This is a genomic window from Stutzerimonas stutzeri (genome assembly GCF_024448955.1).
In the GTDB taxonomy this organism is placed as follows: Bacteria; Pseudomonadota; Gammaproteobacteria; order Pseudomonadales; family Pseudomonadaceae; genus Stutzerimonas; species Stutzerimonas stutzeri_AQ.
In genome coordinates this window covers 300,377-323,172 of sequence record NZ_JAMOIH010000002.1, presented here as the reverse complement: position 1 = coordinate 323,172, position 22,796 = coordinate 300,377, and the positions used below count along the sequence as shown (strand labels likewise).

General features: G+C 62.5%; 22 protein-coding genes. 9 read left to right on the top strand and 13 right to left on the bottom strand.

The features are described from left to right. Positions 1-23: 23 nt before the first annotated feature. The 6 genes from rodA to NA645_RS03375 are packed head-to-tail and all read right to left on the bottom strand — an operon-like array spanning position 24 to position 5,847. Entirely contained in the window at positions 24-1,169 is a 1,146-nt protein-coding gene (gene rodA / locus NA645_RS03400; RefSeq protein WP_272891948.1) for a rod shape-determining protein RodA, read from the bottom strand. Then, on the bottom strand, positions 1,166-3,055 hold the full coding sequence (mrdA, locus tag NA645_RS03395) for a penicillin-binding protein 2 (RefSeq protein WP_256047519.1): 1,890 nt from the start codon (positions 3,053-3,055) through the stop codon (positions 1,166-1,168). The genes rodA and mrdA overlap by 4 nt, the downstream gene beginning before the upstream one ends. A gap of 16 nt (positions 3,056-3,071) precedes the next feature. Continuing rightward, the gene (rlmH, locus tag NA645_RS03390) at positions 3,072-3,539 is read right to left on the bottom strand and encodes a 23S rRNA (pseudouridine(1915)-N(3))-methyltransferase RlmH (RefSeq protein WP_025243223.1); all 468 of its coding nucleotides are present in this window, start codon (positions 3,537-3,539) and stop codon (positions 3,072-3,074) included. A 9-nt stretch (positions 3,540-3,548) separates the two neighbouring features. Then, the gene (rsfS, locus tag NA645_RS03385) at positions 3,549-3,908 is read right to left on the bottom strand and encodes a ribosome silencing factor (RefSeq protein ID WP_256047518.1); all 360 of its coding nucleotides are present in this window, start codon (positions 3,906-3,908) and stop codon (positions 3,549-3,551) included. A gap of 14 nt (positions 3,909-3,922) precedes the next feature. Continuing rightward, the gene (gene nadD / locus NA645_RS03380) at positions 3,923-4,582 is read right to left on the bottom strand and encodes a nicotinate-nucleotide adenylyltransferase (RefSeq protein WP_256047517.1); all 660 of its coding nucleotides are present in this window, start codon (positions 4,580-4,582) and stop codon (positions 3,923-3,925) included. Continuing rightward, a complete protein-coding gene (locus NA645_RS03375; RefSeq protein ID WP_256047516.1) occupies positions 4,582-5,847 on the bottom strand; it encodes a glutamate-5-semialdehyde dehydrogenase in 1,266 nt (421 codons plus the stop codon). The genes nadD and NA645_RS03375 overlap by 1 nt, the downstream gene beginning before the upstream one ends. Positions 5,848-6,105: 258 nt before the next feature. On the opposite strand from NA645_RS03375, the gene NA645_RS03370 reads away from it, so the two are divergent. Further along, positions 6,106-7,425, top strand: coding sequence for a bifunctional DedA family/phosphatase PAP2 family protein (locus NA645_RS03370; protein ID WP_256047515.1), 1,320 nt, complete (start codon positions 6,106-6,108; stop codon positions 7,423-7,425). A 10-nt stretch (positions 7,426-7,435) separates the two neighbouring features. Here NA645_RS03370 and NA645_RS03365 read toward each other — a convergent pair whose 3' ends face one another. The 3 genes from NA645_RS03365 to NA645_RS03355 all read right to left on the bottom strand — a co-directional run bounded on the left by NA645_RS03365 (position 7,436) and on the right by NA645_RS03355 (position 9,409). Next, a complete protein-coding gene (locus NA645_RS03365) occupies positions 7,436-8,026 on the bottom strand; it encodes an LON peptidase substrate-binding domain-containing protein (protein ID WP_256047514.1) in 591 nt (196 codons plus the stop codon). Positions 8,027-8,330: 304 nt separating this feature from the next. Further along, positions 8,331-9,050 carry an LrgB family protein gene (locus tag NA645_RS03360; protein WP_256047513.1) on the bottom strand — a complete coding sequence of 240 codons (720 nt, stop codon included), beginning with the start codon at positions 9,048-9,050 and terminating at the stop codon, positions 8,331-8,333. After that, positions 9,047-9,409 (bottom strand): CidA/LrgA family protein, encoded by a 363-nt coding sequence (locus NA645_RS03355; RefSeq protein ID WP_256047512.1) that lies wholly within the window; start codon positions 9,407-9,409, stop codon positions 9,047-9,049. The genes NA645_RS03360 and NA645_RS03355 overlap by 4 nt, the downstream gene beginning before the upstream one ends. A 168-nt stretch (positions 9,410-9,577) precedes the next feature. On the opposite strand from NA645_RS03355, the gene NA645_RS03350 reads away from it, so the two are divergent. From NA645_RS03350 to NA645_RS03340, 3 genes are all read left to right on the top strand, one after another. Further along, positions 9,578-10,033 carry a MaoC family dehydratase gene (locus NA645_RS03350; RefSeq protein WP_256047511.1) on the top strand — a complete coding sequence of 152 codons (456 nt, stop codon included), beginning with the start codon at positions 9,578-9,580 and terminating at the stop codon, positions 10,031-10,033. A gap of 75 nt (positions 10,034-10,108) precedes the next feature. Then, entirely contained in the window at positions 10,109-11,788 is a 1,680-nt protein-coding gene (locus NA645_RS03345) for a C13 family peptidase (RefSeq protein ID WP_256047510.1), read from the top strand. Between the two features lie 20 nt (positions 11,789-11,808). After that, positions 11,809-12,450 carry an oxidoreductase gene (locus tag NA645_RS03340; RefSeq protein WP_256047509.1) on the top strand — a complete coding sequence of 214 codons (642 nt, stop codon included), beginning with the start codon at positions 11,809-11,811 and terminating at the stop codon, positions 12,448-12,450. A gap of 144 nt (positions 12,451-12,594) precedes the next feature. Here NA645_RS03340 and orn read toward each other — a convergent pair whose 3' ends face one another. Both orn and NA645_RS03330 read right to left on the bottom strand, forming a co-directional pair. Further along, a complete protein-coding gene (orn, locus tag NA645_RS03335) occupies positions 12,595-13,137 on the bottom strand; it encodes an oligoribonuclease (protein WP_256047508.1) in 543 nt (180 codons plus the stop codon). Between the two features lie 28 nt (positions 13,138-13,165). Continuing rightward, positions 13,166-13,975 carry a class I SAM-dependent methyltransferase gene (locus NA645_RS03330; protein ID WP_256047507.1) on the bottom strand — a complete coding sequence of 270 codons (810 nt, stop codon included), beginning with the start codon at positions 13,973-13,975 and terminating at the stop codon, positions 13,166-13,168. A gap of 127 nt (positions 13,976-14,102) precedes the next feature. Here NA645_RS03330 and rsgA point away from each other — a divergent pair, with 127 nt between their 5' ends. Further along, positions 14,103-15,134, top strand: coding sequence for a small ribosomal subunit biogenesis GTPase RsgA (rsgA, locus tag NA645_RS03325; protein ID WP_256047506.1), 1,032 nt, complete (start codon positions 14,103-14,105; stop codon positions 15,132-15,134). Positions 15,135-15,227: 93 nt separating this feature from the next. On the opposite strand, the gene motB is transcribed toward rsgA, so the two are convergent. Together motB and motA are read right to left on the bottom strand one after the other, a co-directional pair. Continuing rightward, entirely contained in the window at positions 15,228-16,253 is a 1,026-nt protein-coding gene (gene motB / locus NA645_RS03320) for a flagellar motor protein MotB (RefSeq protein ID WP_256047505.1), read from the bottom strand. Positions 16,254-16,261: 8 nt separating this feature from the next. Beyond that, a complete protein-coding gene (gene motA, locus NA645_RS03315; protein ID WP_131650034.1) occupies positions 16,262-17,113 on the bottom strand; it encodes a flagellar motor stator protein MotA in 852 nt (283 codons plus the stop codon). A gap of 162 nt (positions 17,114-17,275) precedes the next feature. Between motA and NA645_RS03310 the strand changes: the two genes are divergently transcribed. The 4 genes from NA645_RS03310 (at position 17,276) to NA645_RS03295 (ending at position 22,773) form a co-directional block, all read left to right on the top strand. Next, complete coding sequence (locus tag NA645_RS03310; protein ID WP_256047504.1) at positions 17,276-18,790, top strand: HDOD domain-containing protein; 1,515 nt, start codon at positions 17,276-17,278, stop codon at positions 18,788-18,790. Positions 18,791-19,064: 274 nt separating this feature from the next. Further along, entirely contained in the window at positions 19,065-19,880 is an 816-nt protein-coding gene (locus NA645_RS03305; RefSeq protein ID WP_256047503.1) for a rhodanese-like domain-containing protein, read from the top strand. A gap of 11 nt (positions 19,881-19,891) precedes the next feature. Further along, positions 19,892-20,794: an archaetidylserine decarboxylase gene (asd, locus tag NA645_RS03300; RefSeq protein ID WP_256047502.1), complete on the top strand. Its 903-nt coding sequence runs from the start codon at positions 19,892-19,894 to the stop codon at positions 20,792-20,794. A gap of 149 nt (positions 20,795-20,943) precedes the next feature. Next, positions 20,944-22,773, top strand: a complete 1,830-nt coding sequence (locus NA645_RS03295) for a molecular chaperone (protein ID WP_256047501.1) — start codon at positions 20,944-20,946, stop codon at positions 22,771-22,773. Positions 22,774-22,796 lie beyond the last annotated feature (23 nt).

Genomic DNA, 22,796 nt, shown 5'->3' with positions numbered 1-22,796 from the left:
TGGATTCAAGAAATTCACTCTAATCAAACCTGCGCGATCCACTTGCGATGGGTGTGGATCGACATCAAAACCCCGAACCCTGATAGCAGGGTCACCAATGAAGTGCCACCAAAACTGATAAAGGGCAACGGCACCCCTACGACCGGCAGCAATCCGCTGACCATCCCGATATTGATGAAGACGTATACGAAGAACGTCATCGTCAGCGCGCCGGCAAGCAACTTGCCAAACAACGTCTGCGCCTGAACCGTGATGACCAACCCCCGCGCAATCAGCAGAAGATACAGCAGCAGCAGTAGACAGACGCCAACCAGGCCGAACTCCTCGGCCAGGACCGCAATGATAAAGTCCGTATGGCTTTCGGGCAAAAAATCCAGGTGCGACTGGGTACCGAGCAGCCAGCCTTTGCCAAATACCCCGCCCGAGCCGATCGCCGCCTTCGACTGGATGATGTTCCAGCCGGTCCCCAGCGGATCGCTTTCCGGGTCGAGGAAGGTATGCACGCGCTGCTTCTGGTAGTTGTGCAGGACGAAATACCACATGCCGACAGCGATGGGCACGAGCGCCGCAATCGCGCCCAGGACCCAGCGCCAGCGCAGCCCGGCGATGAACAGCACGAAGGCACCGGAAACCAGCACCAGCAGCGAGGTGCCCAGGTCCGGCTGTTTGAGAATCAGCACGAAGGGCACCAGGATCATGCACAGAGTGATGACGGTGTGCTTGATACCGGGCGGCAGCGCGCGGGTGGACAGGTACCAGGCAATGGTCATCGGCATGATGATTTTCATGAACTCCGATGGCTGAAAGCGAATCACGCCAGGAATGTTGATCCAGCGGGTCGCGCCCATTGCCGTATAGCCCACGAACTCCACCGCCAAGAGCAACGCGACGACACCGAGATAGCCGAGCGGCACCCAGCGCGCCATGAAGCGCGGTTCCAGCTGAGCGATGACCAGCATGGCCGTCAGGCCTATGCCGAACGAGGAGGCCTGCTTGATCAGCAGATCCCAGTTCTTGCCGCCGGCCGAATAAAGAATGAACAGACTGCCCGCCGCGAGTGACAGCAGAAGCAACAGCAGCACGCCATCGATGTGCATGCGCTGCAACAAGGTCGCGCGGCGGCGCATTACATCGGTGGTGGACAGCGTGCGATCGAACGTCCCGCTCATGGTTCTTCCACCTCGGCCGTCAGTGGCGGCGCATACTCGGCTTTCAGTTCGCCCGCCTCGTTCAACAACCAGGCATCCATGACCTGCTTGGCAACCGGGGCGGCGACGCCAGAGCCGGACTCACCGTTCTCGACCATCACCGCCACCGCAATCTGCGGGTCGTGCACTGGCGCGAACGCGACGAATAGCGCATGGTCACGATGCCGTTCGGCAAGCTTCTCGCTGTCGTATCGCTCGCCTTGCTTGATGGCGACAACCTGTGCGGTACCGCTCTTGCCGGCAATACGATAGCTAGCCGTATCGCCCACCTTTTTCGCAGTCCCGCGAGCGCCGTGCAGAACCGCCACCATGCCGTCGATGGCGGCATCCCAGTAGTCTGGGTCACGCAACTCGATATCCGGCATCGGCTCCGGATCGACCGGGAGCACGCCCTCGATGCTTTTCGCCAGATGCGGCCGAATCCACTTGCCGTGAGTGGCCATCAAGGAGGTCGCCTGAGCCAACTGCAATGGCGTGGTCTGCATATAGCCCTGTCCGATGCCGAGAATGACGGTTTCGCCCGGATACCAGGGCTGGCGGTAACGGGCCCGCTTCCATTCCCGGGACGGCATCAGGCCTGCGGTTTCCTCGAACATATCCAGCGACACACGCTGACCGATGCCGAAGCGGGTCATGTATTCGTGCATCCGATCGATGCCCATTTTGTGGGCCATGTCGTAGAAGTAGGTGTCGTTGGAGCGATAAATCGCCGTCTCCAGATCCACCCAGCCATCGCCGCCCCGGTTCCAGTTGCGATACTTGTGCTTCACGTTCGGCAATTGGAAAAAACCGGGATCGAACACCTTGCTGCTTTCGGTTACCACGCCGGAATCAAGACCAGCCACCGCCATCATCGGCTTGATGGTCGACCCTGGAGGATACAGGCCGCGCAACACGCGGTTGAACAGCGGCTGGTCGATGGAATCGCGCAGTTCGCCGTAGGCCTTGAAGCTGATGCCGGTAACGAACAGATTGGGATCGAAGCTCGGCTGACTGACCATCGCCAGCACCTCACCGGTCGCCGGCTGCAATGCCACCACAGCTCCACGGCGCCCCGCCAGCGCGGCCTCGGCTGCCTCTTGCAGATCCAGATCGAGGGTCAGGGTGATGTCCTTGCCCGGTATCGGATCGGTGCGTTTGAGCACCCGCAGCACGCGCCCGCGCGCATTGGTTTCCACCTCTTCGTAGCCCACCTGACCATGCAGCGAGTCTTCGTAGAACCGCTCGATACCGGTCTTGCCGATGTGGTGGGTGCCCGCATAATTGACCGGGTCAAGCCGCTTGAGCTCCGCCTCGTTGATGCGCCCGACATAGCCGACCGAATGCGCGAAGTGCTCGCGCTGCGGGTAATGCCGGACCAGTTGCGCCGCGACTTCGACGCCTGGCAGTCGGAACTGGTCGACGGCGATGCGCGCGATCTGCTCCTCCGACAGTTCGTACATGATCGGCACCGGTTCGAAAGGTCGACGTCCTTGCAGGACGCGCTTCTCGAACAGCTCGCGCTCCTCGCTCGACAACTCGAGCACCTCGACCACGGTATCCAGCGTCTTGCGCCAATCCTCGGCGCGCTCGCGCGTCACTGTCAGGCTGAAACTCGGACGGTTGTCGGCAATGATCTTGCCGGTCCGATCGAAGATCAGCCCTCTGTTCGGAGGAATGGGCTGGACATGGACGCGGTTGTTTTCCGAGAGCGTGGAATGGTGCTGATACTGCACGACCTGCAGGTAATACAGACGCGCGATCAGCACGCCGGTGAGCAGCAACACGAATGCCGCACCCACAAGCACACGCTGGCGCACCAGACGGGCGTCCTTTTCGTGGTCCTTGAGGGGTATCGGCTGGGACATCTTGGGTTTGGCCGTACTACTTGTGGTAAGGGTGGCCCGACAGCAATGTCCAGGCGCGATAGATCTGCTCGCCGATCAGAATGCGTACAAGCGGGTGCGGCAATGTCAGCGGCGACAGCGACCAGCGCTGTTCGCTACGTGCGCAGACCTCAGGGGCCAGGCCCTCCGGCCCGCCAACCATCAGGTTGACGTTGCGCGCATCGAGCCGCCAACGTTCCAACTCGGCCGCCAGCTGCTCGGTGCTCCACGGTCGGCCCGTCACTTCCAGGGTGACGATGCGCTCGCCGGGCTGCACCTTCGCCAGCATGGCTTCGCCTTCCTGGCGAATCAACCGCGCTACGTCGGCATTCTTGCCGCGTGTGTTGAGCGATATTTCATGCAGCTCCAGAGGCAGCTCCGAGGGCAGACGCTTGGCGTATTCATGCCAGCCATCCTCGACCCAGCGCGGCATTTTCGAACCTACCGCGATCAGCTTGATTCGCACGGATCTACCTTATTCCTGCTCACCCGCATGCTGGGCGCGGCTCTGTTCGGCGCCCTGCCAGAGGCGTTCAAGGTCATAGAACTGACGAGTCGGTACCTGCATGACATGAACGACGACATCGCCCAGGTCGAGCAGCGCCCACTCACCGCCGTCCAGGCCTTCACTGCCCAGCGGGCGCACCCCCTGCTCCTTGACCTTTTCGAGCACGTTATCGGCCATCGACTTCACGTGGCGGCTGGAGGTACCGCTGGCAATCACCATGAAGTCGGTGACACTGGTCTTGCCGCGGACATCGATGGTAGTGATGTCGGCGCCTTTCAGATCTTCCAGGGCGCTCACGACCAGCTGGACCAAAGAATCATTTTGCATAACTTGAAACAACCTCAGTTCGACGCCCGGTAGAGTCCGTGCGCGTTGATATAGGCCAGTACGGCGTCGGGAACCAGAAAACGGACCGATCGACCACTGGCCAGAAATTGACGAATTCGCGTCGCAGAAACCCCGAGAGGTGCCTGCCAGACGAAGGCGATTTGCCCGCTGCTACCGGCCAGTGCCAGCGGATCGTTTACATTGCGTGCCGCCAGCAGATCACGCAGGGCTTCGGGGGCTTCGCTGTCGGCATCCGGCCGTTGCATGACAAGGATGTGGCAGTGATCGAGCAGCTCATCCCAGCGATGCCAGCTGGGCAAGCCGCAGAACGCGTCCCAACCCATGATGAGGAAGAGCTGATCGTCAGCCTCAAGCTCCTCACGCAGCGACTCCAGCGTGTCGAGCGTGTACGACGGCTTGTCGCGTTCCAGCTCGCGCGAGTCGACAGTGAGCAGCGGCAATTCCCGCGCCGCCAGCCGGACCATGGCCAGACGGTCCTGCGCGGAGCTGTTCGGCGCTTCACGGTGCGGCGGGCGGAAATTCGGAACCAGGCGCACCTCGTCGAGCCCGAGCGTTTCGGCCACTTCCACAGCCCCGCGCAAGTGCCCGATGTGCACCGGGTCGAAGGTGCCACCGAGAACACCGATGCGCCGTGGCGTGCGGGCAATGCTCATCAAGTACGCACGTGGCCGTCGCCGAAGACCACATACTTCTCGCTGGTCAGACCTTCCAGACCAACCGGTCCGCGTGCGTGCAGCTTATCGGTAGAAATGCCGATTTCTGCACCCAGGCCGTATTCGAAGCCGTCCGCGAAACGCGTGGAGGCGTTGACCATCACTGACGCCGAGTCGACTTCGGTGATGAAACGGCGGGCATCGGTGAAATTTTCCGTGACGATCGCATCGGTATGCTGCGAGCCGTAACGGTTGATGTGTTCGATGGCCTCACTCAGGGAATCGACCAGCCGGATCGAAAGGATCGGCGCGTTGTATTCGGTGGACCAATCTTCCTCACTCGCGGCCAGCACATCACCACCGAGCAGTTCGCAGGTACGCGGGCAACCGCGCAATTCGACGCCCTTGTCGCGGTAGATAGCGGCCAACGGCGGCAGCACGCGGCCGGCCATAGCAACGTGCACCAGCAACGTTTCCATGGTGTTGCAGGGTGCGTAGCGCTGGGTTTTGGCGTTGTCGGCGACGCGAATGGCCTTGTCGACATCGGCGGCCTGGTCGATGAACACATGGCAGATGCCGTCCAGATGCTTGATCACCGGGACCTTGGCGTCGCGACTGATGCGTTCGATCAGGCCCTTGCCGCCACGCGGAACGATCACATCAACAAATTCCGGCATGGTGATCAGCGCACCGACAGCGGCACGATCGGTGGTTTCAACGACCTGCACCGCAGCGGCCGGCAATTCGGCTTCGGCCAGACCCAGCTGGATGCAGCGAGCAATCGCCTGATTCGAATGGATCGCCTCCGAGCCGCCACGCAGGATGGTGGCGTTACCGGATTTCAAGCAGAGGCTGGCGGCGTCGATGGTCACGTTCGGCCGCGATTCGTAGATGATGCCGACCACGCCGAGCGGCACGCGCATCTTGCCGACCTGAATGCCGGACGGCAGGTAACGCATGTCGCGAATTTCGCCGATGGGGTCCGGCAGGGTCGCGACCTGGCGCAGGCCCTCGATCATGTCGTCGATACGCGCCGGGGTCAGCGCCAGGCGATCGATCATCGCCTCGTCCAGACCATTGGCGCGCCCTGCCGCCAGGTCGCGCTGATTGGCTTCGACCAGCTCGCTGCGTGCAGCGTCGAGCGCAGCGGCGGCGGCATGCAGTGCGCGATTCTTCTGTGCGGTAGTGGCACGGGCGAGCACACGCGACGCCTCGCGCGCGGCGCGACCGAGGCGGGTCATGTAGTCGATTACGGACTCGGTCATGGTCTGGCTGGCCTGACTGGAGGGAAAGCGGCTGATTATAGCCACCCACGCGCCCCACGCACAGCGGCGCCGGGCGAATGGCAGGCAAGCGCATCAGTGCTTGCACAATCCACCACCGCTCATTGGCCAGCAGCCCCGAGATCAAGCCGTCGCTGGCCGGAACCGAGCACTCACGCCTCCGGCGTTATCATGCAACGCATTGAAACCGGAACACCCACGGCCGGGTCGAAACCGTCTCGACGAAAAGGAAAACCTTCGATGCCCGAATGGCTCACCGCGCTCACCAGCTGGCTTTCCGAACATCCGCAATGGCTGGGGCTGAGTCTGTTTCTGGTGGCCTGCCTGGAATGTCTGGCCGTGGTCGGCCTGCTGATGCCCGGCACCGTGCTGGTATTCGCCATCGCGGTGCTCGCCGGCAGTGGCGTTCTGAGTCTCGGCGAGACATTGCTACTGGGCTACGCCGGCGGCCTGCTGGGCGATCTGCTGTCCTACGGGCTGGGACGCCGCTATCACCAGAACATCCGCAGCATGCGCGGCCTGCGCAACCATCCTGAATGGCTTACCCGAGCCGAGCTGTATTTTGGCCGTTACGGCATTGCCAGCCTTCTCGTAGGGCGTTTCATCGGCCCCCTGCGGCCCATGTTGCCGCTTACCGCTGGCATGCTGGACATGCCGTTCGGGCGTTTTCTGCTGGTCAGCCTGTTCGCCGCGGCAGGCTGGTCGATGGCCTATCTGCTGCCAGGCTGGACGGCCGGCGCCGCCGTACGATTGCCACTACCGGATGGTTTCTGGGGCGAGGCAGGGATCGTCATTGGCGCGCTGCTCCTGCTCATCGGCGGGGTGGTGCATTGCAGCCTGCATCAGGTGCGCTGGGTCACGCCGCTGGCTGCCGCCCTGAGCACCGCCATTCTGACCGGCCTGTTCATCGGCTGGCCTTACCTGGTCGAGTTCGACGAGGGTCTGATGGCGGTCGTGCAGGGTGAGCGCAGCCCGATATTCGACCGTTTCATGGTGGTGGTAACCCGTGCTGGTGATTACCACACACAATTGTGGGCGGCCGTGCTGTTGAGCGTGCTGCTGCTCGCCCTTAGACAGACTCGCGCGGCAGTTTTCGCCATTCTTACGCTGCTGGGCACCGCGCTGGCGAACGGCGCGCTGAAGGCGACGTTCGGGCGGATCCGACCGGACATTCTGGTCGAGCCCCTGAGCACTTACAGCTTTCCCAGCGGCCACAGCTCGGCGGCGTTCGCGTTCTTCCTTACCCTTGGAGTACTCGCCGGGCGCGGACAGCCGCCGCGCCTGCGTCTTGCCTGGGTCCTGCTGGGCGGACTGCCGGCAACCGCCATCGCGCTGTCACGGGTTTACCTGGGCGTGCACTGGCCTACCGATGTGATCGCCGGCGCCCTACTCGCCTCAGCCTTCTGCGCGGCGAGCCTGGCCATCGTGCAATGGCGTACGCCCATGGCGGCGCTCGCACCCAAAGTCTGGTGGCTGATTCTGCCGGCGACCCTAGGACTGATCGGCGCATTTACCATCTGGGCACTGCCAGGCGCCATGCTGCTGTATCGCTATCAATAACGCACCGTCGTTATTCGCCGGCATCACCCTGCAATTGTTCGAGCCAGCGTTGAATGTGCTGTAGCTGCAACCGAGGATCGTCCAGCTGCAGCAGTTCGATTTTCTGCTCCGGCTGAAAAGGCAGCAGATAGGCAAGTTGATGCGCCAGCGAACACTGCCCCTGCACCGCTCCGCCCATGCCCAGCGTCTCGACCACGGGATGCTGACCCAGGGCTTCGAGCAACGTCACCAGATCGGCATGCTCGGCGCCCAAAGGGCGCTCATCGATTTCGTCACGCCAGCTGATGTCGGCGACCGTCAGCTGGTCGCGCTGCACCTCGGCCGAATGCACATCGAAACGACGACCACCCTCGACGCGGATGCCGAGCAAGCCATTGGGTCGCTGCTGCCAGTCGCGGATCAGCGCCTCACAACCGGTCAGCGCGTATTCGCTCGCCGCCAGGCCCACCTCGCTGCCCTCGATGATGCGTACCACACCAAAGCCGTGCCCCGCTTTCAGGCAACTGCTGACCATGTCCAGATAGCGCGCCTCGAATATCTGCAAATCCAGGGTGCAACCGGGGAACAACACGGTATCGAGCGGAAACAACGGCAGCTTCATTCGGACTCCTTAGGGTCAGTTGGCGTTTCGTCACGGCCGCGGCGGAACCGGTTTTAGCGCGAGACAAGGCGCGAGTCGCGCAGTTTGGTCGCTCCAAATAAGCGACGAGAAACGCAGTATCGCGCTAAAACCGGCCCGCCCCTTCGGGTTGCGCGGCAAATGACGCCAGGCGGCGTTGCGGGACTTGGCAAGGGAACGACGCGGCCGGCCAGGCCATTACCTGCGTCCCGCGCCTTGCGGAACGCCGCCCGGCCTGGCGACATTTGTCACAGCAACGCGGCTCGCGAAGAAACGTCAACAGACCCTATGACAACAGCAACACGGCCAGTGGCAGCAGCACCGCCGTCATGACACCCATCAGACTCATGGCCAGCGCCGCGAAAGCACCGCACTCGTCGCCTTCCTGCAGCGCCTGCGCGGTACCTACCGCGTGGGCGGTCAGGCCCAGTGCCATGCCTCGGGCTGCTGGATGCTGAACGCCGAATCGGCGCAACAGTTCCGGACCAATGATCGCGCCGATGATGCCGGTGATCATCACGAACACCGCCGCCAGCGCCACCACGCCGCCGATCTGCTCGGCCACCAGCATGGCGATGGGCGAGGTCACGGACTTGGGTGCCAGCGTCATCAGGATCATCTGATCGGCGCCAAAGGCCCAGGCCAGCGTCATACCCAGCGCCGTAGCGCCAGTGCCGGCCAGTAGCAGGGTAAGCATGATCGGCCCGAACAGCTCGCGAATCCGCCGCAGATTGAGATACAGCGGCACGGCCAGCGCCACCGTCGCGGGGCCGAGCAGCACGGTGAGCATCTGTGCACTGTCACGGTATTCGTCATAGCTGAGGCCACAGGCCAGCAGTATGCTGACGACCACCACCATCGACACCAGCACCGGCTGCAAAAACACCCAGCGGGTCTTTTCGTAGGCGGCGAACGCCAACTGGAAAGCCGCCAGGGTAATCGCCACGCCGAATAGCGGATGGTGAATCACCGCCTCCCAGGCCGCCTGCCATTGCACCGCGATCATGCCCGCTCCGCCTTGCGCTGCTGGCGACGAATCAGTGCCTGCATCAACCAGCCGGTGAATACCAGCGACACCACCAGAGAAACCACCAACACGCCGACGATGGCCCAGAAATCATTGAGAATCGCCTCGGTATACGCCATCACGCCCACAGCTGGCGGGACCAGCAGCAGCGGCAGATAACGCAGCAGACTCCTGGCCGCCAATTGCAGCGACTCGCCGGCCTCGCCGCGCATCATCAGCGCCACGAACAACAGCAGGAGGCCAATGATCGGCCCCGGCAATATGGGCAGCACCAGCACGTTGAGTGCGGTGCCGAGCAGCTGGAACAGCACCAGCCAGGTTAGTCCGCGTAGCAGCATGAACGCCTCCGAAGCGAAAGACGCGCGATCATACGCGCGCCCCACAACGAGCGCTGCCGCAGGTACCAACTCGGCCTATGACCCACCATTCGCGGCAACCATGCTTGGTTGATTCGCCGCCAGGCGCGTGCTGATCTAGCTTGACTAAAACAAAAGCCCGGAGGGCATATGCCGCAGGTACCCGTAGCAGAACTCAAGGACTACATTGGCAAGGAGCTTGGCCGCTCCGAATGGTTCACTGTCGACCAGCAGCGAGTCGACCAGTTCGCCGAATGCACCGGCGACCATCAATTCATCCATATCGACCCCGAGAAGGCCGCACAGACACCTTTCGGCGGGACCATCGCGCATGGCTTTCTATCGCTGTCGTTACTGCCGATGCTGATGGAGGACCTGATGGTTCGGCCCGAAGGCGTCAAAATGGGCGTGAATTATGGCCTCGACAGCCTGCGCTTCATCCAGCCGGTCAGGGTCGGGTCGCGGGTTCGCGTGGCGGCGACGCTGCTGGACGCACACGAGAAGAATCCGGGGCAATGGCTGCTCAAATGCCGCGCCGTGATGGAGATCGAAGGCGTGGAAAAACCCGCCTACATCGCCGAAACCCTGGCGCTCTGCATCCTCTGAACAGAAGGGGGCGCCGGCCCCGCACCCCGTCCCGTTTGCGGCATACTGCGGGCATCCCGTCCACTGGATGACCGCATGCGCCACCTCATCCCGCTCCTATTTGCCAGTTTTCTCGCCGCGTGCGGTGACGGCGAGCCGCTGCTGCCCGCCGATGCCGTGCTGCCAGATGGAGGACGCTATCGGGGCGAGGTCATCGATGGTCTTTTGCAGGGCCAAGGGCGCATCGACTACCCCAACGGCAGCTACTACACCGGCACATTCAAGGACGGCCAATGGCACGGCCACGGCAGCTGGCAAGGCGCCAACGGTGACCGCTATCACGGTGAATTCAAACAGGGGCTGTTCGATGGCCAAGGGCGCTTCAGCTATGCAACAGGCGGCGTGTATGAAGGCCGTTTCGAGCACGGCAGCCTCAACGGCGCGGGGCGCTATAGCGAGCCGGGCCTGAGCTACGAGGGAGAATTCAAAAACGATCTCTACGAGGGCACCGGCAAACTGGCGAGCGCCGCCGGCGTCACGTACGAAGGCGAATTCGCCGCCGGCCAGCCCTATGGCGAAGGCACCCGCAGTGACGCGAGCGGGGTGTTTATCGGCACCTTCGTCAATGGCAGCCTGAACGGTGAAGGCGCCTATCGCGGCAGCAACGGCGAGCACTACCTGGGCGGTTTCGAGAACGACTTGTTTCATGGGCAAGGCCGCTATGAGGACGCCAACGGCGACGTCTGGAAAGGCACCTTCAAGCAGGGCGAACTGAGCGGCAAAGGTGAGTACACCAGCATCGACGGTACGCGCTACAGCGGTGAGTTCAGACAGTGGCAGTATCACGGCAAGGGCCGTCTAGAGCAGCCGGACGGCAGCCTCTACCAGGGCGATTTCCGTGCGGGCCGCTTCGAAGGCACCGGCACCCTTACCCGCACCGACGGCACGAGCCAATCCGGCACATGGCGTGCCGGTCGCCTCATCGAGGACAGCAGCGGCAAGCACCTGAGCGACCCGCTGGAGCTGGGACTGTTGAATCAGGGGCGTTTACTCGCCGAGGCGCTCGACGCGGTTCCTCCCTCGACGCCGGCCGTCGAGCTCTACAGTCTGACCTTCGCCGGTGATGGCAGGCAAAGCGTGTTCCTTCGCGAAGTCGATTACATTGACAAGCTGCTAACCGAGCGTTTCGCCGCCCGAGGCCAAATCAGCCTGGCCAACCACCGCGACCATATCGCCGATCGCCCGCTGGCCACGCGCGAGAATCTTTCACGGGCCATCCAGACGCTCGCCGAGCGCAGCGGCACGGAGGATCTGATCTTCATCTACCTCACCAGCCACGGCTCGGCTGATCACGAGCTTGCGGTAGCGCAGCCGCGGCTGGCGCTGGAAGACCTGCCGGCAGCCGAGCTGGCACGATTGCTGGCCCCGCTCGCCGATCGCAACAAGCTGGTGGTGATCTCCGCCTGCTATTCCGGCGGTTTCATCGAGCCCTTGAAAAACCAGAACACCCTGGTGATTACCGCCGCGCGCGCCGACCGGGTGTCCTTCGGCTGCTCCGAGGAAAGCGACTTCACCTATTTCGGCCGGGCCCTGTTCGCCGAAGCGCTGCAGGAAACCAGCGATATTCTGCAAGCCTTCACACTGGCGCAGGCGAAGGTTGCCGAACGGGAGCAAGCCGACCACTATCAGGCTTCGGAACCACAAATCTGGGCGCCGGAGCAGGTTGTCGAACACTGGCGTGCACTGACCCAACAACCGTCCACGTCGACCGACTGATCGTTACAGGAAGCCAAACCATGTATTTGACGCCACAGCGTATTTTGCTTGCCGGCGCCACCGGGCTGACCGGCGAGCATCTGCTCGACCGCCTGCTCAACGAACCCACGGTGGAGTGCGTTCTGGCTCCCAGCCGCAAGCCGCTGGCCGAGCACCCTCGGCTGGAAAACCCGGTCGGCCCTCTGCAGACAGTGCTGCCGCAGCTGTCAGGAGAGATCGACACCGCGTTCTGTTGCCTGGGCAGTACCATCAAGGAAGCGGGAAGTCAGGACGCCTTCCGCGCCATCGATCACGACTTGGTGGTGGAATTCGCTAAACGCGCCCGCGAACTAGGCGCACGGCACCTGCTGGTGATTAGCGCACTAGGCGCCAACCCGGACAGCTCAATCTTCTATTGCCGAGTCAAAGGCGAGATGGAAGAAGCGCTGCGCGCTCAGGACTGGCCGCAACTGACCATAGCCCGCCCAGCCCAATTGCTGGGCCCGCGCATGGAGGTGCGTCCCATGGAGCGGTTGACCGCCCCACTTTCCTATCTGTTGCCCGGCAAGTATCGCGGCATCTCGGCCTGCATCCTCGCCCGCGCACTCTGGCGCCTGGCATTGGAAGACGGAGAAGGGACTCGGGTGGTCGAGTCGGACGAACTGAGGCGTTTGGGACGATAAAAGAGGCTGGAGGCTGGAGGCTGGAGGCTGGAGGCTGGAGGCTGGAGGCTGGACAGCGTGAGGGCTTTGGCCAGACGTCCATCAAACGCCTTCAGGCTGCTTTTAATCGTCCAGCATTCCAGTCTCCAGCGCTTTTGTCGTCTTTCAGCCCTTAATGAAATGCGCTCGATAGTGACGCAGCTCGGCGATCGATTCGCGAATGTCGTCCAGCGCCAGATGCGTGTTTCCCTTCTTGAAGCTGGCCAGCACGTCCGGCGCCCAGCGCGCGGCCAACTCCTTGAGGGTGGAGACGTCCAGGTTGCGGTAGTGGAAATAGGCTTCCAGGCGAGGCATGCGGCGGTACAGAAAGCGCCGGTCCTGGCAGATGCTGTTACCGCAGATCGGTGACTTGCCCTTCGGCACCCACTGCTCCAAAAACGCCAGCGTCTGCGCCTCGGCTTCCTCGGTAGAGATTCTGCTGTCGCGTACTCGCTGAGTCAGCCCGGAACCGCCGTGCTGGCACGTATTCCATTCATCCATCCCGGCAAGAATCTCGTCGCTCTGGTGAACGGCGATGACCGGCCCTTCGGCCAGTACATTTAGCTGGCTATCGGTGACGATAGTGGCCATTTCGATGATGACGTCGTTATCAGGATCCAGACCGGTCATTTCCAGGTCGATCCAGATGAGATTCTGCGGATTCTGCATGATGAGCTCCTTGGCTGTGGCGCGCAGTTTAGCCGCTGACGGGGCGCCCGTCAGGCTGCGCAACGGCGCCGGGCTGCCAGATCAGCAAGCGCGAGTGGCGCCAGTCATCAACCGGGAGGCTCTCCTGCGCCTCGATCCCCGGCACTTCGAAACTGTTGCTGATCAGTAGCGCGTCCGGCCGCATCTCCGCACACGCCTTGCGCCACAGCGCCGGCATGGGCGCGGGCGACAGGAAGCAATAGACCACATCGTAGTGGTCCAGCGGCTCGCGCCAGAAACTGCGAAACCGCACCCGGCAGTTGCGCTGGAACAGACAGCGCAGCCAGCACAGCGCGAACGTCAGCGGCGCGGTCTCGACGCCAACGAAGTGCGCCGACGGGTAAGCCCGCGCCAGCCGTACCAGCGTACCGCCGAGCCCGCTGCCCAGATCGATGAAGCGAAAGCCGTCCGGTAGTCCCGCCAGTCGCTCGTCCAGGCGGCGCTCGGCCGCAGTGCCGGTCAGGTACAGCGGCACTCGCTCGATCAGCGCATTGCCGTTAAGTAAGAGCAACACCAGGAAGCCGACCAGCAACGACCAGGGCGGCAGAGAATGGTCCTGCAACAGCACCAAACCCGGCACGAAGGCGAGATTGATCGGCAACCACCAGCGCGACAGCCCGAGCAAATGCCCGAGCAGCGCGGCAAGCGATCCCTGCAGCCAGGCGGCCGTCAGCAGACTGACATGCCAGCCCGCGAACCGAGCCAGTGCCAGCAACAGCAGCCAGCTGATGAGCAGCGACGACAGCTGGCTGAGCAACGCCAACAAGGCGGGAAATCGCGTAAATGAAAAGGCAGGCATGAGGACATGTCACGAGCGAGGTGTTGGGTCGAGTCTAACCGTCCCGAACCGCGCCATACAGGCCCACGGCACGCAACTGCCGGCATGCTAGACTCGCCTACTTTCCAAGCCTGGGCACCCTACGCAAATGGCCAAACGCCAACTCAACCGCCGGCAAAGCTGGCGCATCGAGAAGATCCAGGAAGAGCGCGCCTCGCGTGCGGCGCGACGGGAATCACGCGCAGTGGAAGAACTGGAAGGCGGCGACCTGGGGCCGGAGCAGACGGGCCTGGTCATCGCGCACTTCGGCGTGCAGGTCGAAGTCGAGGCGCAAGAAGGCGAGCACCGCGGCCAGGTATTTCGCTGTCATCTACGCGCCAACCTGCCAGCCCTTGTCACGGGCGACAATGTGGTCTGGCGACCGGGCAATCAGGGCATCGGCATCATCGTTGCGCAGCTGCCGCGCCAATCCGAACTCTGCCGTCCCGATACGCGTGGCCAACTCAAGCCGGTCGCGGCTAACGTCGATCTGATCGTGATCGTCTTCGCCCCGTTGCCCGAACCGCACGCCAATCTTATCGATCGCTATCTGATTGCCGCCGAGCACGCCGGTATCACGCCGCTGCTGCTATTGAACAAGGCGGATCTGATCAATGCGCAAAACGAAGGCGCACTCAACGCGCTGCTCTCGGTCTACCGCGAACTCGGCTACCCGCTGATGGAAGTCTCCGCCCACGACGGCGCGGGCATGGATACACTGAAAGCGCGGCTCGACGGCCATGTCAGCGTGTTCGTCGGCCAGTCAGGAGTGGGTAAATCGTCGTTGGTGAACAGTCTGTTGCCGGGCGTCGACACCCGCGTAGGCGCACTGTCGGAAATGACCGGCAAGGGCACCCACACTACGACCACCGCACGGCTATTCCATTTCCCCGGCGGCGGTGAATTGATCGACTCACCCGGCATCCGTGAATTCGGCCTGGGACACGTCAGCAGAGCCGACGTGGAAGCCGGGTTCGTCGAGTTTCAGGATCTGCTCGGGCATTGCCGGTTTCGCGACTGCAAGCACGACCGCGAGCCAGGCTGCGCTCTGCTGAAGGCGCTGGAACAAGGACAGATCCAGCCACAACGCATGGCCAGTTATCGCTACATCATCAGCACCCTGTCGGAGGCGGATTATTAGCCTGGGCTGGAGAGCATTCGGCTCGCCGCTAGTATTTAAGCTGTTTCTTTCCAGCTTTCCCTTCCAGCTTCCAGCCTCAAGCGCTTGATCGGCTTATTGGCTTATTGGCTCGTCGAACTGCAGCACCCCTTCCTCGAAGATATTCAACCGCTCGCGCAGCTGCGTCGGTGGCAGCGGATCGGGTACTTCGATGACTGAAGCTCCATCGGGATTGGCCGTCGCGGCCCCCGACAATTGCGATTCAACGGAAGCGTCAACCGCATCCGCGTCCGACTGTTCCCCTTCGATGTTGCGCTGGGCCTTCTTCGTCAGCACCAGAATGTCGATGCGACGATTGACCGGGTTCAGCGGATCATCCCGATCGAACAGGGCCGATGAGGCATAACCCACCACGCGGGCAAGCTGATCCTCCGGATAGCCTCCGGCGACAAGCGTGCGCCGAGCCGCGTTGGCGCGTCCTGCCGATAGCTCCCAGTTACCGAAATCACTTCGTCCCGAGTAAGGCTTGGCATCGGTGTGCCCGCTGATGCTGATCTTGTTCGGCACGGCGCGAATGGTGTCGGCCATCGCCAGCAGAATGTCCTCGAAGTAGGGCTGCAGCTGCGCGCTGCCCAAGGCGAACATCGGGCGATTCTCGGCATCCATGATCTGAATGCGCAGCCCGTCCTGGGTGATCTCGAACAGGATCTGATCCTTGAAACGGGTCAGGTCGGGATTTTCGTCGATCTTGTTCTGCAGCTCCTGCAACAATAACTCCAGCCGCTCGCGCTCCAACTGCTCGGCGAAGGTTTGCGCCTGATCGGCGTTGAGCGACGCTTCGGCCTGTTGCACGGCCGGGTCGACCACATCGTTGAGCGTACGGTCCGGCGCTGGCGTCGGCGTACCACCCAGATCGATCACATGGGGGCTGGCACTTTCGGTAAAGCCGATCGGGTCCTGGAAATAACCGGAGATGGCGCGTTTCTGTTCCGGCGTTGCCGAGGACATCAGCCACATCACCAGAAAGAACGCCATCATGGCCGTGGCGAAGTCGGCGAAGGCGATCTTCCAGGCACCGCCATGGTGCCCGGCCGCGGATTTCTTGACCCGTTTGACGATAATCGGTTGGGTATTGTCCATGATCGCGCTTAGCTACCACGCATGGCTTGTTCGAGCTCAGAGAAGCTCGGGCGATGCGCCGGAAGAAGTACCTTGCGGCCAAACTCCACGGCGAGCGTTGGCGGCATGCCCGACGCCGACGCCACCAGAGTGGCCTTGATGCTTTCGTAGAGATTGAGCTCTTCTTTAGCGTCGTGCTCGAGCGCACCGGCCAGCGGACCGAAGAAGCCATAGGAGGCGAGAATACCGAGGAAGGTGCCCACCAGTGCCGTCGCGACCTTTTCCCCGATCTCGGCGTTCGAGGCGGACGCCAGAATCGACATGGTGATCACGATCCCCAGAACCGCGGCCACGATCCCCATCGCGGGCAAGCCGTCGGCGACCTTGGCTACGGCGTGCGAGGGATGTTCGAGTTCTTCCTTGAGGCTATTCAACTCCATGTCGAACAGCCCTTCCAGCTCGTGCGGAGCCATATTGCCGGACGACATGATGCGCAAGTAATCGCAGACGAACGCCGTCATGCGTTCGTCCTTGAGGATCGCCGGATATTTACTGAAGATTGGGCTGGCCTTGGGGTCTTCGAGGTCCGCCTCGATCGCCATCATTCCTTCGCGGCGGCTCTTGTTGAGGATCTCGTAGAGCATCCCCAGCACTTCCAAATAGTACTTGTGGGTAAATCGCGTGCTGAACATCTGCAGCGATTTCTTGAACACCACTTTGGTGGTGCTGCCGGGGTTGGCCTGCAAGAAGCCACCGAGCGCCGCTCCCCCAATGATCATGACCTCGAACGGGTGGATAAGCGCGCCGAGCTTGCCGCCGGACAGCATGAAACCGCCGAGCACGCTGCCGATTACTACGAGGATGCCAATAATCTTTGCCATATGAGGTACGTCTAAAACCTGATCACAAGGCACCTGAAACAAGCCACGCGACATCGCGCGCTCCGGGGTCACAGGCGGGGCGTATGAAAGAATTGTTCTGGTTATCGGAGCTTTTGCGCCAGACTAAAGGCCAACCCGATGAAATGCCAGTTCGGTGGCGCCATGACCACACCCCCTCTCCCACGCACGCTCCCCGCCTGGATCAAGGCGCTAGACGCCGTTGTGCTGCCTGCATTCGCCGACCCGCATGCAAGAGTTCAGCGGGCAATGCGCGACAGCAGCAAGTCCATGCGACAGATCGCCGAGCTGATTCAGGAAAGTCCGATCCTGGCGCTCAACGTGATTCGCGAAGCTAACCGCAGCGCGGCATCGGCCGGCAAGCCTGCAGAAAGCCTCGAAGTCGCGCTCAGCCGCATCGGTTTGAAACGAGCCGAAGCACTGATCGCGGGGATTCCGGCAGCCCGGCCCAGCGAAATCCCTGCGCCGTTGCGGCAGATGGTGCTGATCAGCCGACACGCCAGCCAACAGGCCAATGGACTGTTCGCAGCCCGCCTCGCGCGGCTCTGGCAGGAAATACACTGGAGCAGCCTGCTGTTTCTCGCCCCCGTATGGACGCTGGTCGCGGCGCATCCAGAACTGCTCGAAGCCTGGGAACAACGTGTGCTAGTCAGACGCGAGCCGGCGCCTCAGGTCGAACAGGCCTTGCTGGGCATCCCGTTATTGGAACTTTGCGTGGCGGTCGCCGAGCATTGGGGGCTGCCCGGATGGATCGCCCAAGGTTATCGGTTGCTCAGCCAAAATCGACGAATGCTGATCAAGGCGCTGCACGTCGCCCGCGATAACGAACATCCGCTGCATCAGCAACAGATGCTAGATGCCGATCCGGAGCTGCGTCGCTGGCTCACGCTGCCGAGCAATACCATCGTGCTGGCCAACGGCCTGGCGCTTTCGGCACACCACAGCTGGAGCGGCATTCACAGCCTGCGCTGGCAGCGGCTCGCCGGGCTGTACTTGCAGGTCCCGCTGACCGAACTGCAGCAAATGGTGCACCAGCAGGCCGCAGCCAGTGCGCAGACGATAGGGAAGACCGACCTTTGGCACCCGGCCCAGGCTCTGCTGTGGCCGTGGCAAACGGTGTTTCAGGTCGAAAAGGTCGCCAGGCTGCCTAATACCGAAGCGCTGACGCAATGGCGTACGCATTGCCGTGAACTGCTCAGCGAGCCCTGCCCATACGACAATGTCATCCAGCTCACCGCCACTGCGTGCAAAGCACTGACCTGTGCCGGCATGCAGCGGGTGCTGCTAATGATCGTCGACCGCAGGCAGCAGCGCCTGGTCAGCCAGCAAGCCAGTGGCCTGCCGCGCGAGGCCTCCCGACTTATTCTCGAGCCGGATCAGAGCCAGGTATTGCGCAGGCTGCTGGAAAAGCCCGCCCTGCTGCGACTCACGCCCGACAACGTGGCGCAATTCTCCGCCTTGCTACCGGGCGCGCTGAAAGCGTTGTTTCCCAGCGAGCATGTCCTGTTGCGCTCCGTGGGTCAGGAGGGTCGGGTGGTCATGCTGGTGGTGGCCGATCAGGGCAACACCGCGTTCAGCGAAACGGGCGTGCAGGCGTTCACCAAGACCGTCCAGTGCATCGAGCGCGCCCTGGCAACGTTTAGCAAGCGCGGCCGCTGATTTTTCGCCAGCAGACCGTTGTAAACTACCTGCGTTGGCAATACGGCGTTAAAAACAGCCTCGGTTGCGAGCCCAGTCAAAATGCTCATTTAGAACACCTAAACTCGTACGCGAGCCCGGCCCGCTTCTTCGGCTGTTTTGATTCGCTGTGCTCACCCTTCGGGCCAGCCTGCGGCTGTTACTCCCGCTGGTCGTTGCGCCTTGTATTGCCTGCCTCGCCTACGTTTTCAACAGCCTGCTAGACTGGCTCCTTTCTGACAGCCCGAGACTTACCGTGTCCGCCTTTTCAAACCTGCCTCTGGTAATCGAACCGGTCGATCTGGCCGAACGTTTGGATGCCCCCGAGCTGATCCTGGTCGACCTGACCAGTGCGAGCCGCTACGCCGAAGGCCACATCCCCGGCGCGCGATTCGTCGACCCCAAGCGGACCCAGCTCGGCCTGCCGCCAGCACCGGGAAAGTTGCCCGGCAAGGACCAGCTGGAATCGATGTTCGGCGCGCTGGGGCATCGCGCCGATGCGGTTTATGTCGTCTATGACGATGAAGGTGGCGGTTGGGCCGGGCGTTTCATCTGGCTGCTGGACGTCATCGGTCATCGTCACTACCACTACCTGAACGGCGGCCTGCACGCCTGGCTGGCCGAACAACGCCCACTGTCGCAAGAGGTTCCTGACGCCGTGGGCGACTCAGTCGCACTCCAGCTCGATGAAAGCCCGAGCGCGACTCGGGAATACATCGAAAGCCGGCTGGGCGCTTCGGAACTGGTCGTCTGGGACGCGCGCTCGCCCGAAGAGTACCGCGGCGAGAAGGTGCTGGCGGCACGCGGCGGCCATATCCCCGGTGCGATCAATTTCGAATGGACCGCGGCGATGGACCCGTCCCGCGCCATGCGCATTCGCGAAGACATCGCCGAGCAGCTGGTCGCGCTCGGCATCACCGCGGACAAGGAAATCGTCACCCACTGCCAGACGCATCACCGCTCCGGTTTCACCTACCTTCTGGCCAAAGCCCTGGGCTATCCAAAGGTGAAGGGATACCCCGGCTCCTGGGGCGAATGGGGCAACCTGCCCGACACCCCGATTCAGCAATGAAAAGGTCATCCATGAAAGATCGCTTGTTCGTATTCAGTCAGTACCTGCTCCCGCACCACCTGATCTCGCGCCTCGCCGGCTGTCTTGCCGAATGCCGCCTGCCATGGGTGAAGAACACCTTCATCAAATGGTTCGTGCGGCATTTTCAGGTGGACATGCGCGAGGCACAGATCGAAGACCCGATGGCCTACGAGCACTTCAACGCGTTTTTCACCCGCGCCTTGAAAGACGGCGCCCGCCCGCTGGATCCGACGCCCGGCGCGATTCTCAACCCCTGCGATGGTGCCATCAGCCAGTTGGGCCGGATCGAGCAGGGCCGGATCTTCCAGGCCAAGGGCCACAGCTACAGCGTGATGGAGCTGCTCGGCGGCGACCATGAGCGCGCGGCGCCCTTCATGGGCGGCGACTTCGCCACCGTGTACCTGTCGCCCAAGGATTACCATCGCGTGCATATGCCGCTGTCCGGCACCCTGCGCGAAATGGTCTACGTACCGGGCCGCATCTTCTCGGTGAACACCGTGACCGCCGAAGGCGTACCGGAGCTGTTCGCGCGCAACGAGCGCGTGGTTTGCCTGTTCGATACCGACCGCGGGCCGATGGCTATGGTGCTGGTCGGCGCAATGATCGTCGCCAGTATCGAGACCGTATGGGCCGGGCTGGTCACGCCGCCCAAACGCACCCTCAAGACCACCCGTTACGACGAAACGGCACGCGCGCCGATTCATCTGGAAAAAGGCGCGGAGATGGGCCGCTTCAAACTGGGCTCCACGGTGATTCTGCTGTTCGGTCCGGATCAGGTCAGCTGGGCCGAACAGCTTACGGCACTGACGCCGGTATGCATGGGCGAAGGCCTGGGACAGGCCAAGCCGATACCCTCGGTCGTCACTCCAGTGGACGATTTCACACAGCCTTAAAGCCAAACCAATGGTCGGTTGCGGCTAGCCAACGTCTCTGTGTTCGTTATGATGTCAGCCGAAGATTGCGTTTTGACATCACAGGTAGCAGATCCTGTCATCATTGCCGAGCCCAGGCAGTGCGTCGGATTTGCCACGGAGTTCACCGTTTGGATAACCAGAGTCAGCCATCGCTGTTGCGCGTACCGACGCCGGATTGCCAGGGGCTGTCTTTCTGCGAACCCAGCATACGCGGCGTCCGGCGCTGGCTTTCCGGCCTGCCCAAGGCAAACCTGGGCGAAACCGCGCGACAGTTGTACCAGGCCATCCAGGAACTCAACCGACTCCGCACCACCGCCCAGGGCCGGCTGCAACTGCTCGAACTGTTGCGACCGGAAATCCATATGGTCTGCAAGGCCCTGGAACGTTACTTCGTCAATCAGCCGATCGTCCTCAGCGAACAGCCGCGTAAGGTCGCCAGCCTGTGCCAGGCGCTGCAGAACCACCTTGCCACCGGTTACAAGCTGATCTCCGTCGAGCTGTCGTCGCAGACCGGACGCGAATCCCAGCAACTGCTCATCATTGCCCTGCAGCGCGCGGTCCGCAGCCTCTGCGCGATGCTGGTTCGCTCGACGCAGCTGTACAGCCCGACACCCGATGGGCTATGGCTCGAACTTCACCAGCTGTACGCCATCGCTAGCGAGCGTGGCGTGCACCGCACCCTCGTGCGCGACGACCTCGGCTATCGCGTCAAAGGCATGAGCATCGAACAGAGCTACATCGTCGCCCTCATGGTCGGCAGCGCCCGCTGCAACCAGATGCGCCAGCAGAACATCGCGCAGTTGGCTGAGGTGCTAGAGCCCTGGAGCGCACTGATTCGCCTGCAGTCCGGGCAAAGTCCGTCGAGCCTGTTCTGCCTGTCGTCACGCGTCGATCACCCGCCGCGCTATCGATCGCTGTTTGCCGCCGAAGAGCGACTCCACCTGCTCGGCATCGATCCGCATGGCCTGGTCAATGCCATCCAGCTACACCTGCAATCCCCATCGCAGCCGCCCGAGAACAGCGCGCTTGCAATGCCTGAAGGCTTGAGCCCCGATCTCCTGCAACATCTATGCGCCGCCTGGGGAGATATTTCCGAGCGCAGCTTCCAGCGCACCCCAGCGCAAGGCCGGATGAAACTGTGCATCGGTATGAGTGCACTGCATTACCACCTGGCGGGGCAACGGTCGTTCGCCGATCTGCTGAAACGGCCGGAAGCCGCTCAGTCCGCCAAGTACAAACTGAACAATGCGGCGCCCGATGTCTGGGCCGTCGCTTTCGACGCGCAGGCGATCAACGAGGACGGCATTCTGCCGAGCGACCACATCGAGTTCGTCCGGCCCGTCCTGGCAAACACCGCTGCGCCTACGACCGCCGAGGACAAACCTGAAAAGCCGCCGGCAGACGCGTCGTACCCGACTTTCGAGGTGCAGCTGGTCGACCACAGCCCCGGCGGCTACTGTCTATCCTGGCCGGGCGAGGTTCCGGCGCAACTCCAGGCAGGCGAACTGCTCGGCCTGCAGGATTCGACCAGCCAGGCCTGGAGCGTCGCAGTAGTGCGTTGGATCCGCCAAGTCCGCGGGCACGGACCACAGATGGGCGTTGAGCTCATCGCGCCGCATGCCCAACCTTGCGGCCTGCGTCTGCTGCGCAAGACCGAGCAGGGCAGCGAGTATCTGCGCGCCTTGCTGCTACCGGAAATCAGCGTGATCTCCCGACCGGCAGCCCTCATCGTGCCGCGCCTGCCGTTTCAGGAAGGGCAGAAGGTGCAGATCAACCAGAATGGCGACGAGGAGCGCGCGCTCCTCTGCCGCCGCCAGACGGGGACCAGCAGTTATAACCAGTTCGAATTCCAGCGAGTAGGCCTGGGGACCACTCCCCAGGAGAAGCCGATCACAGCCAAGACAACCCAGGCAGCGCCACGGGGTGAAGATTTTGACTCACTCTGGAACACGCTGTAGATTGCGGCTCATCGTTATTTAGC

Bases quoted from the DNA above. Each gene is read 5' to 3' on its own strand.
- rsgA (WP_256047506.1), top strand. From the start codon at position 14,103: ATGGCCAAACGCCAACTCAACCGCCGGCAAAGCTGGCGCATCGAGAAG.
- NA645_RS03355 (WP_256047512.1), bottom strand. From the start codon at position 9,409: ATGCTGCTACGCGGACTAACCTGGCTGGTGCTGTTCCAGCTGCTCGGC.
- NA645_RS03370 (WP_256047515.1), top strand. From the start codon at position 6,106: ATGCCCGAATGGCTCACCGCGCTCACCAGCTGGCTTTCCGAACATCCG.
- NA645_RS03375 (WP_256047516.1), bottom strand. From the start codon at position 5,847: ATGACCGAGTCCGTAATCGACTACATGACCCGCCTCGGTCGCGCCGCG.
- asd (WP_256047502.1), top strand. From the start codon at position 19,892: ATGAAAGATCGCTTGTTCGTATTCAGTCAGTACCTGCTCCCGCACCAC.
- NA645_RS03350 (WP_256047511.1), top strand. From the start codon at position 9,578: ATGCCGCAGGTACCCGTAGCAGAACTCAAGGACTACATTGGCAAGGAG.
- NA645_RS03345 (WP_256047510.1), top strand. From the start codon at position 10,109: ATGCGCCACCTCATCCCGCTCCTATTTGCCAGTTTTCTCGCCGCGTGC.
- NA645_RS03330 (WP_256047507.1), bottom strand. From the start codon at position 13,975: ATGCCTGCCTTTTCATTTACGCGATTTCCCGCCTTGTTGGCGTTGCTC.
- nadD (WP_256047517.1), bottom strand. From the start codon at position 4,582: ATGAGCATTGCCCGCACGCCACGGCGCATCGGTGTTCTCGGTGGCACC.
- motA (WP_131650034.1), bottom strand. From the start codon at position 17,113: ATGGCAAAGATTATTGGCATCCTCGTAGTAATCGGCAGCGTGCTCGGC.
- NA645_RS03365 (WP_256047514.1), bottom strand. From the start codon at position 8,026: ATGAAGCTGCCGTTGTTTCCGCTCGATACCGTGTTGTTCCCCGGTTGC.
- mrdA (WP_256047519.1), bottom strand. From the start codon at position 3,055: ATGTCCCAGCCGATACCCCTCAAGGACCACGAAAAGGACGCCCGTCTG.
- NA645_RS03310 (WP_256047504.1), top strand. From the start codon at position 17,276: ATGACCACACCCCCTCTCCCACGCACGCTCCCCGCCTGGATCAAGGCG.
- rsfS (WP_256047518.1), bottom strand. From the start codon at position 3,908: ATGCAAAATGATTCTTTGGTCCAGCTGGTCGTGAGCGCCCTGGAAGAT.
- rodA (WP_272891948.1), bottom strand. From the start codon at position 1,169: ATGAGCGGGACGTTCGATCGCACGCTGTCCACCACCGATGTAATGCGC.
- NA645_RS03360 (WP_256047513.1), bottom strand. From the start codon at position 9,050: ATGATCGCGGTGCAATGGCAGGCGGCCTGGGAGGCGGTGATTCACCAT.
- motB (WP_256047505.1), bottom strand. From the start codon at position 16,253: ATGGACAATACCCAACCGATTATCGTCAAACGGGTCAAGAAATCCGCG.
- NA645_RS03340 (WP_256047509.1), top strand. From the start codon at position 11,809: ATGTATTTGACGCCACAGCGTATTTTGCTTGCCGGCGCCACCGGGCTG.
- orn (WP_256047508.1), bottom strand. From the start codon at position 13,137: ATGCAGAATCCGCAGAATCTCATCTGGATCGACCTGGAAATGACCGGT.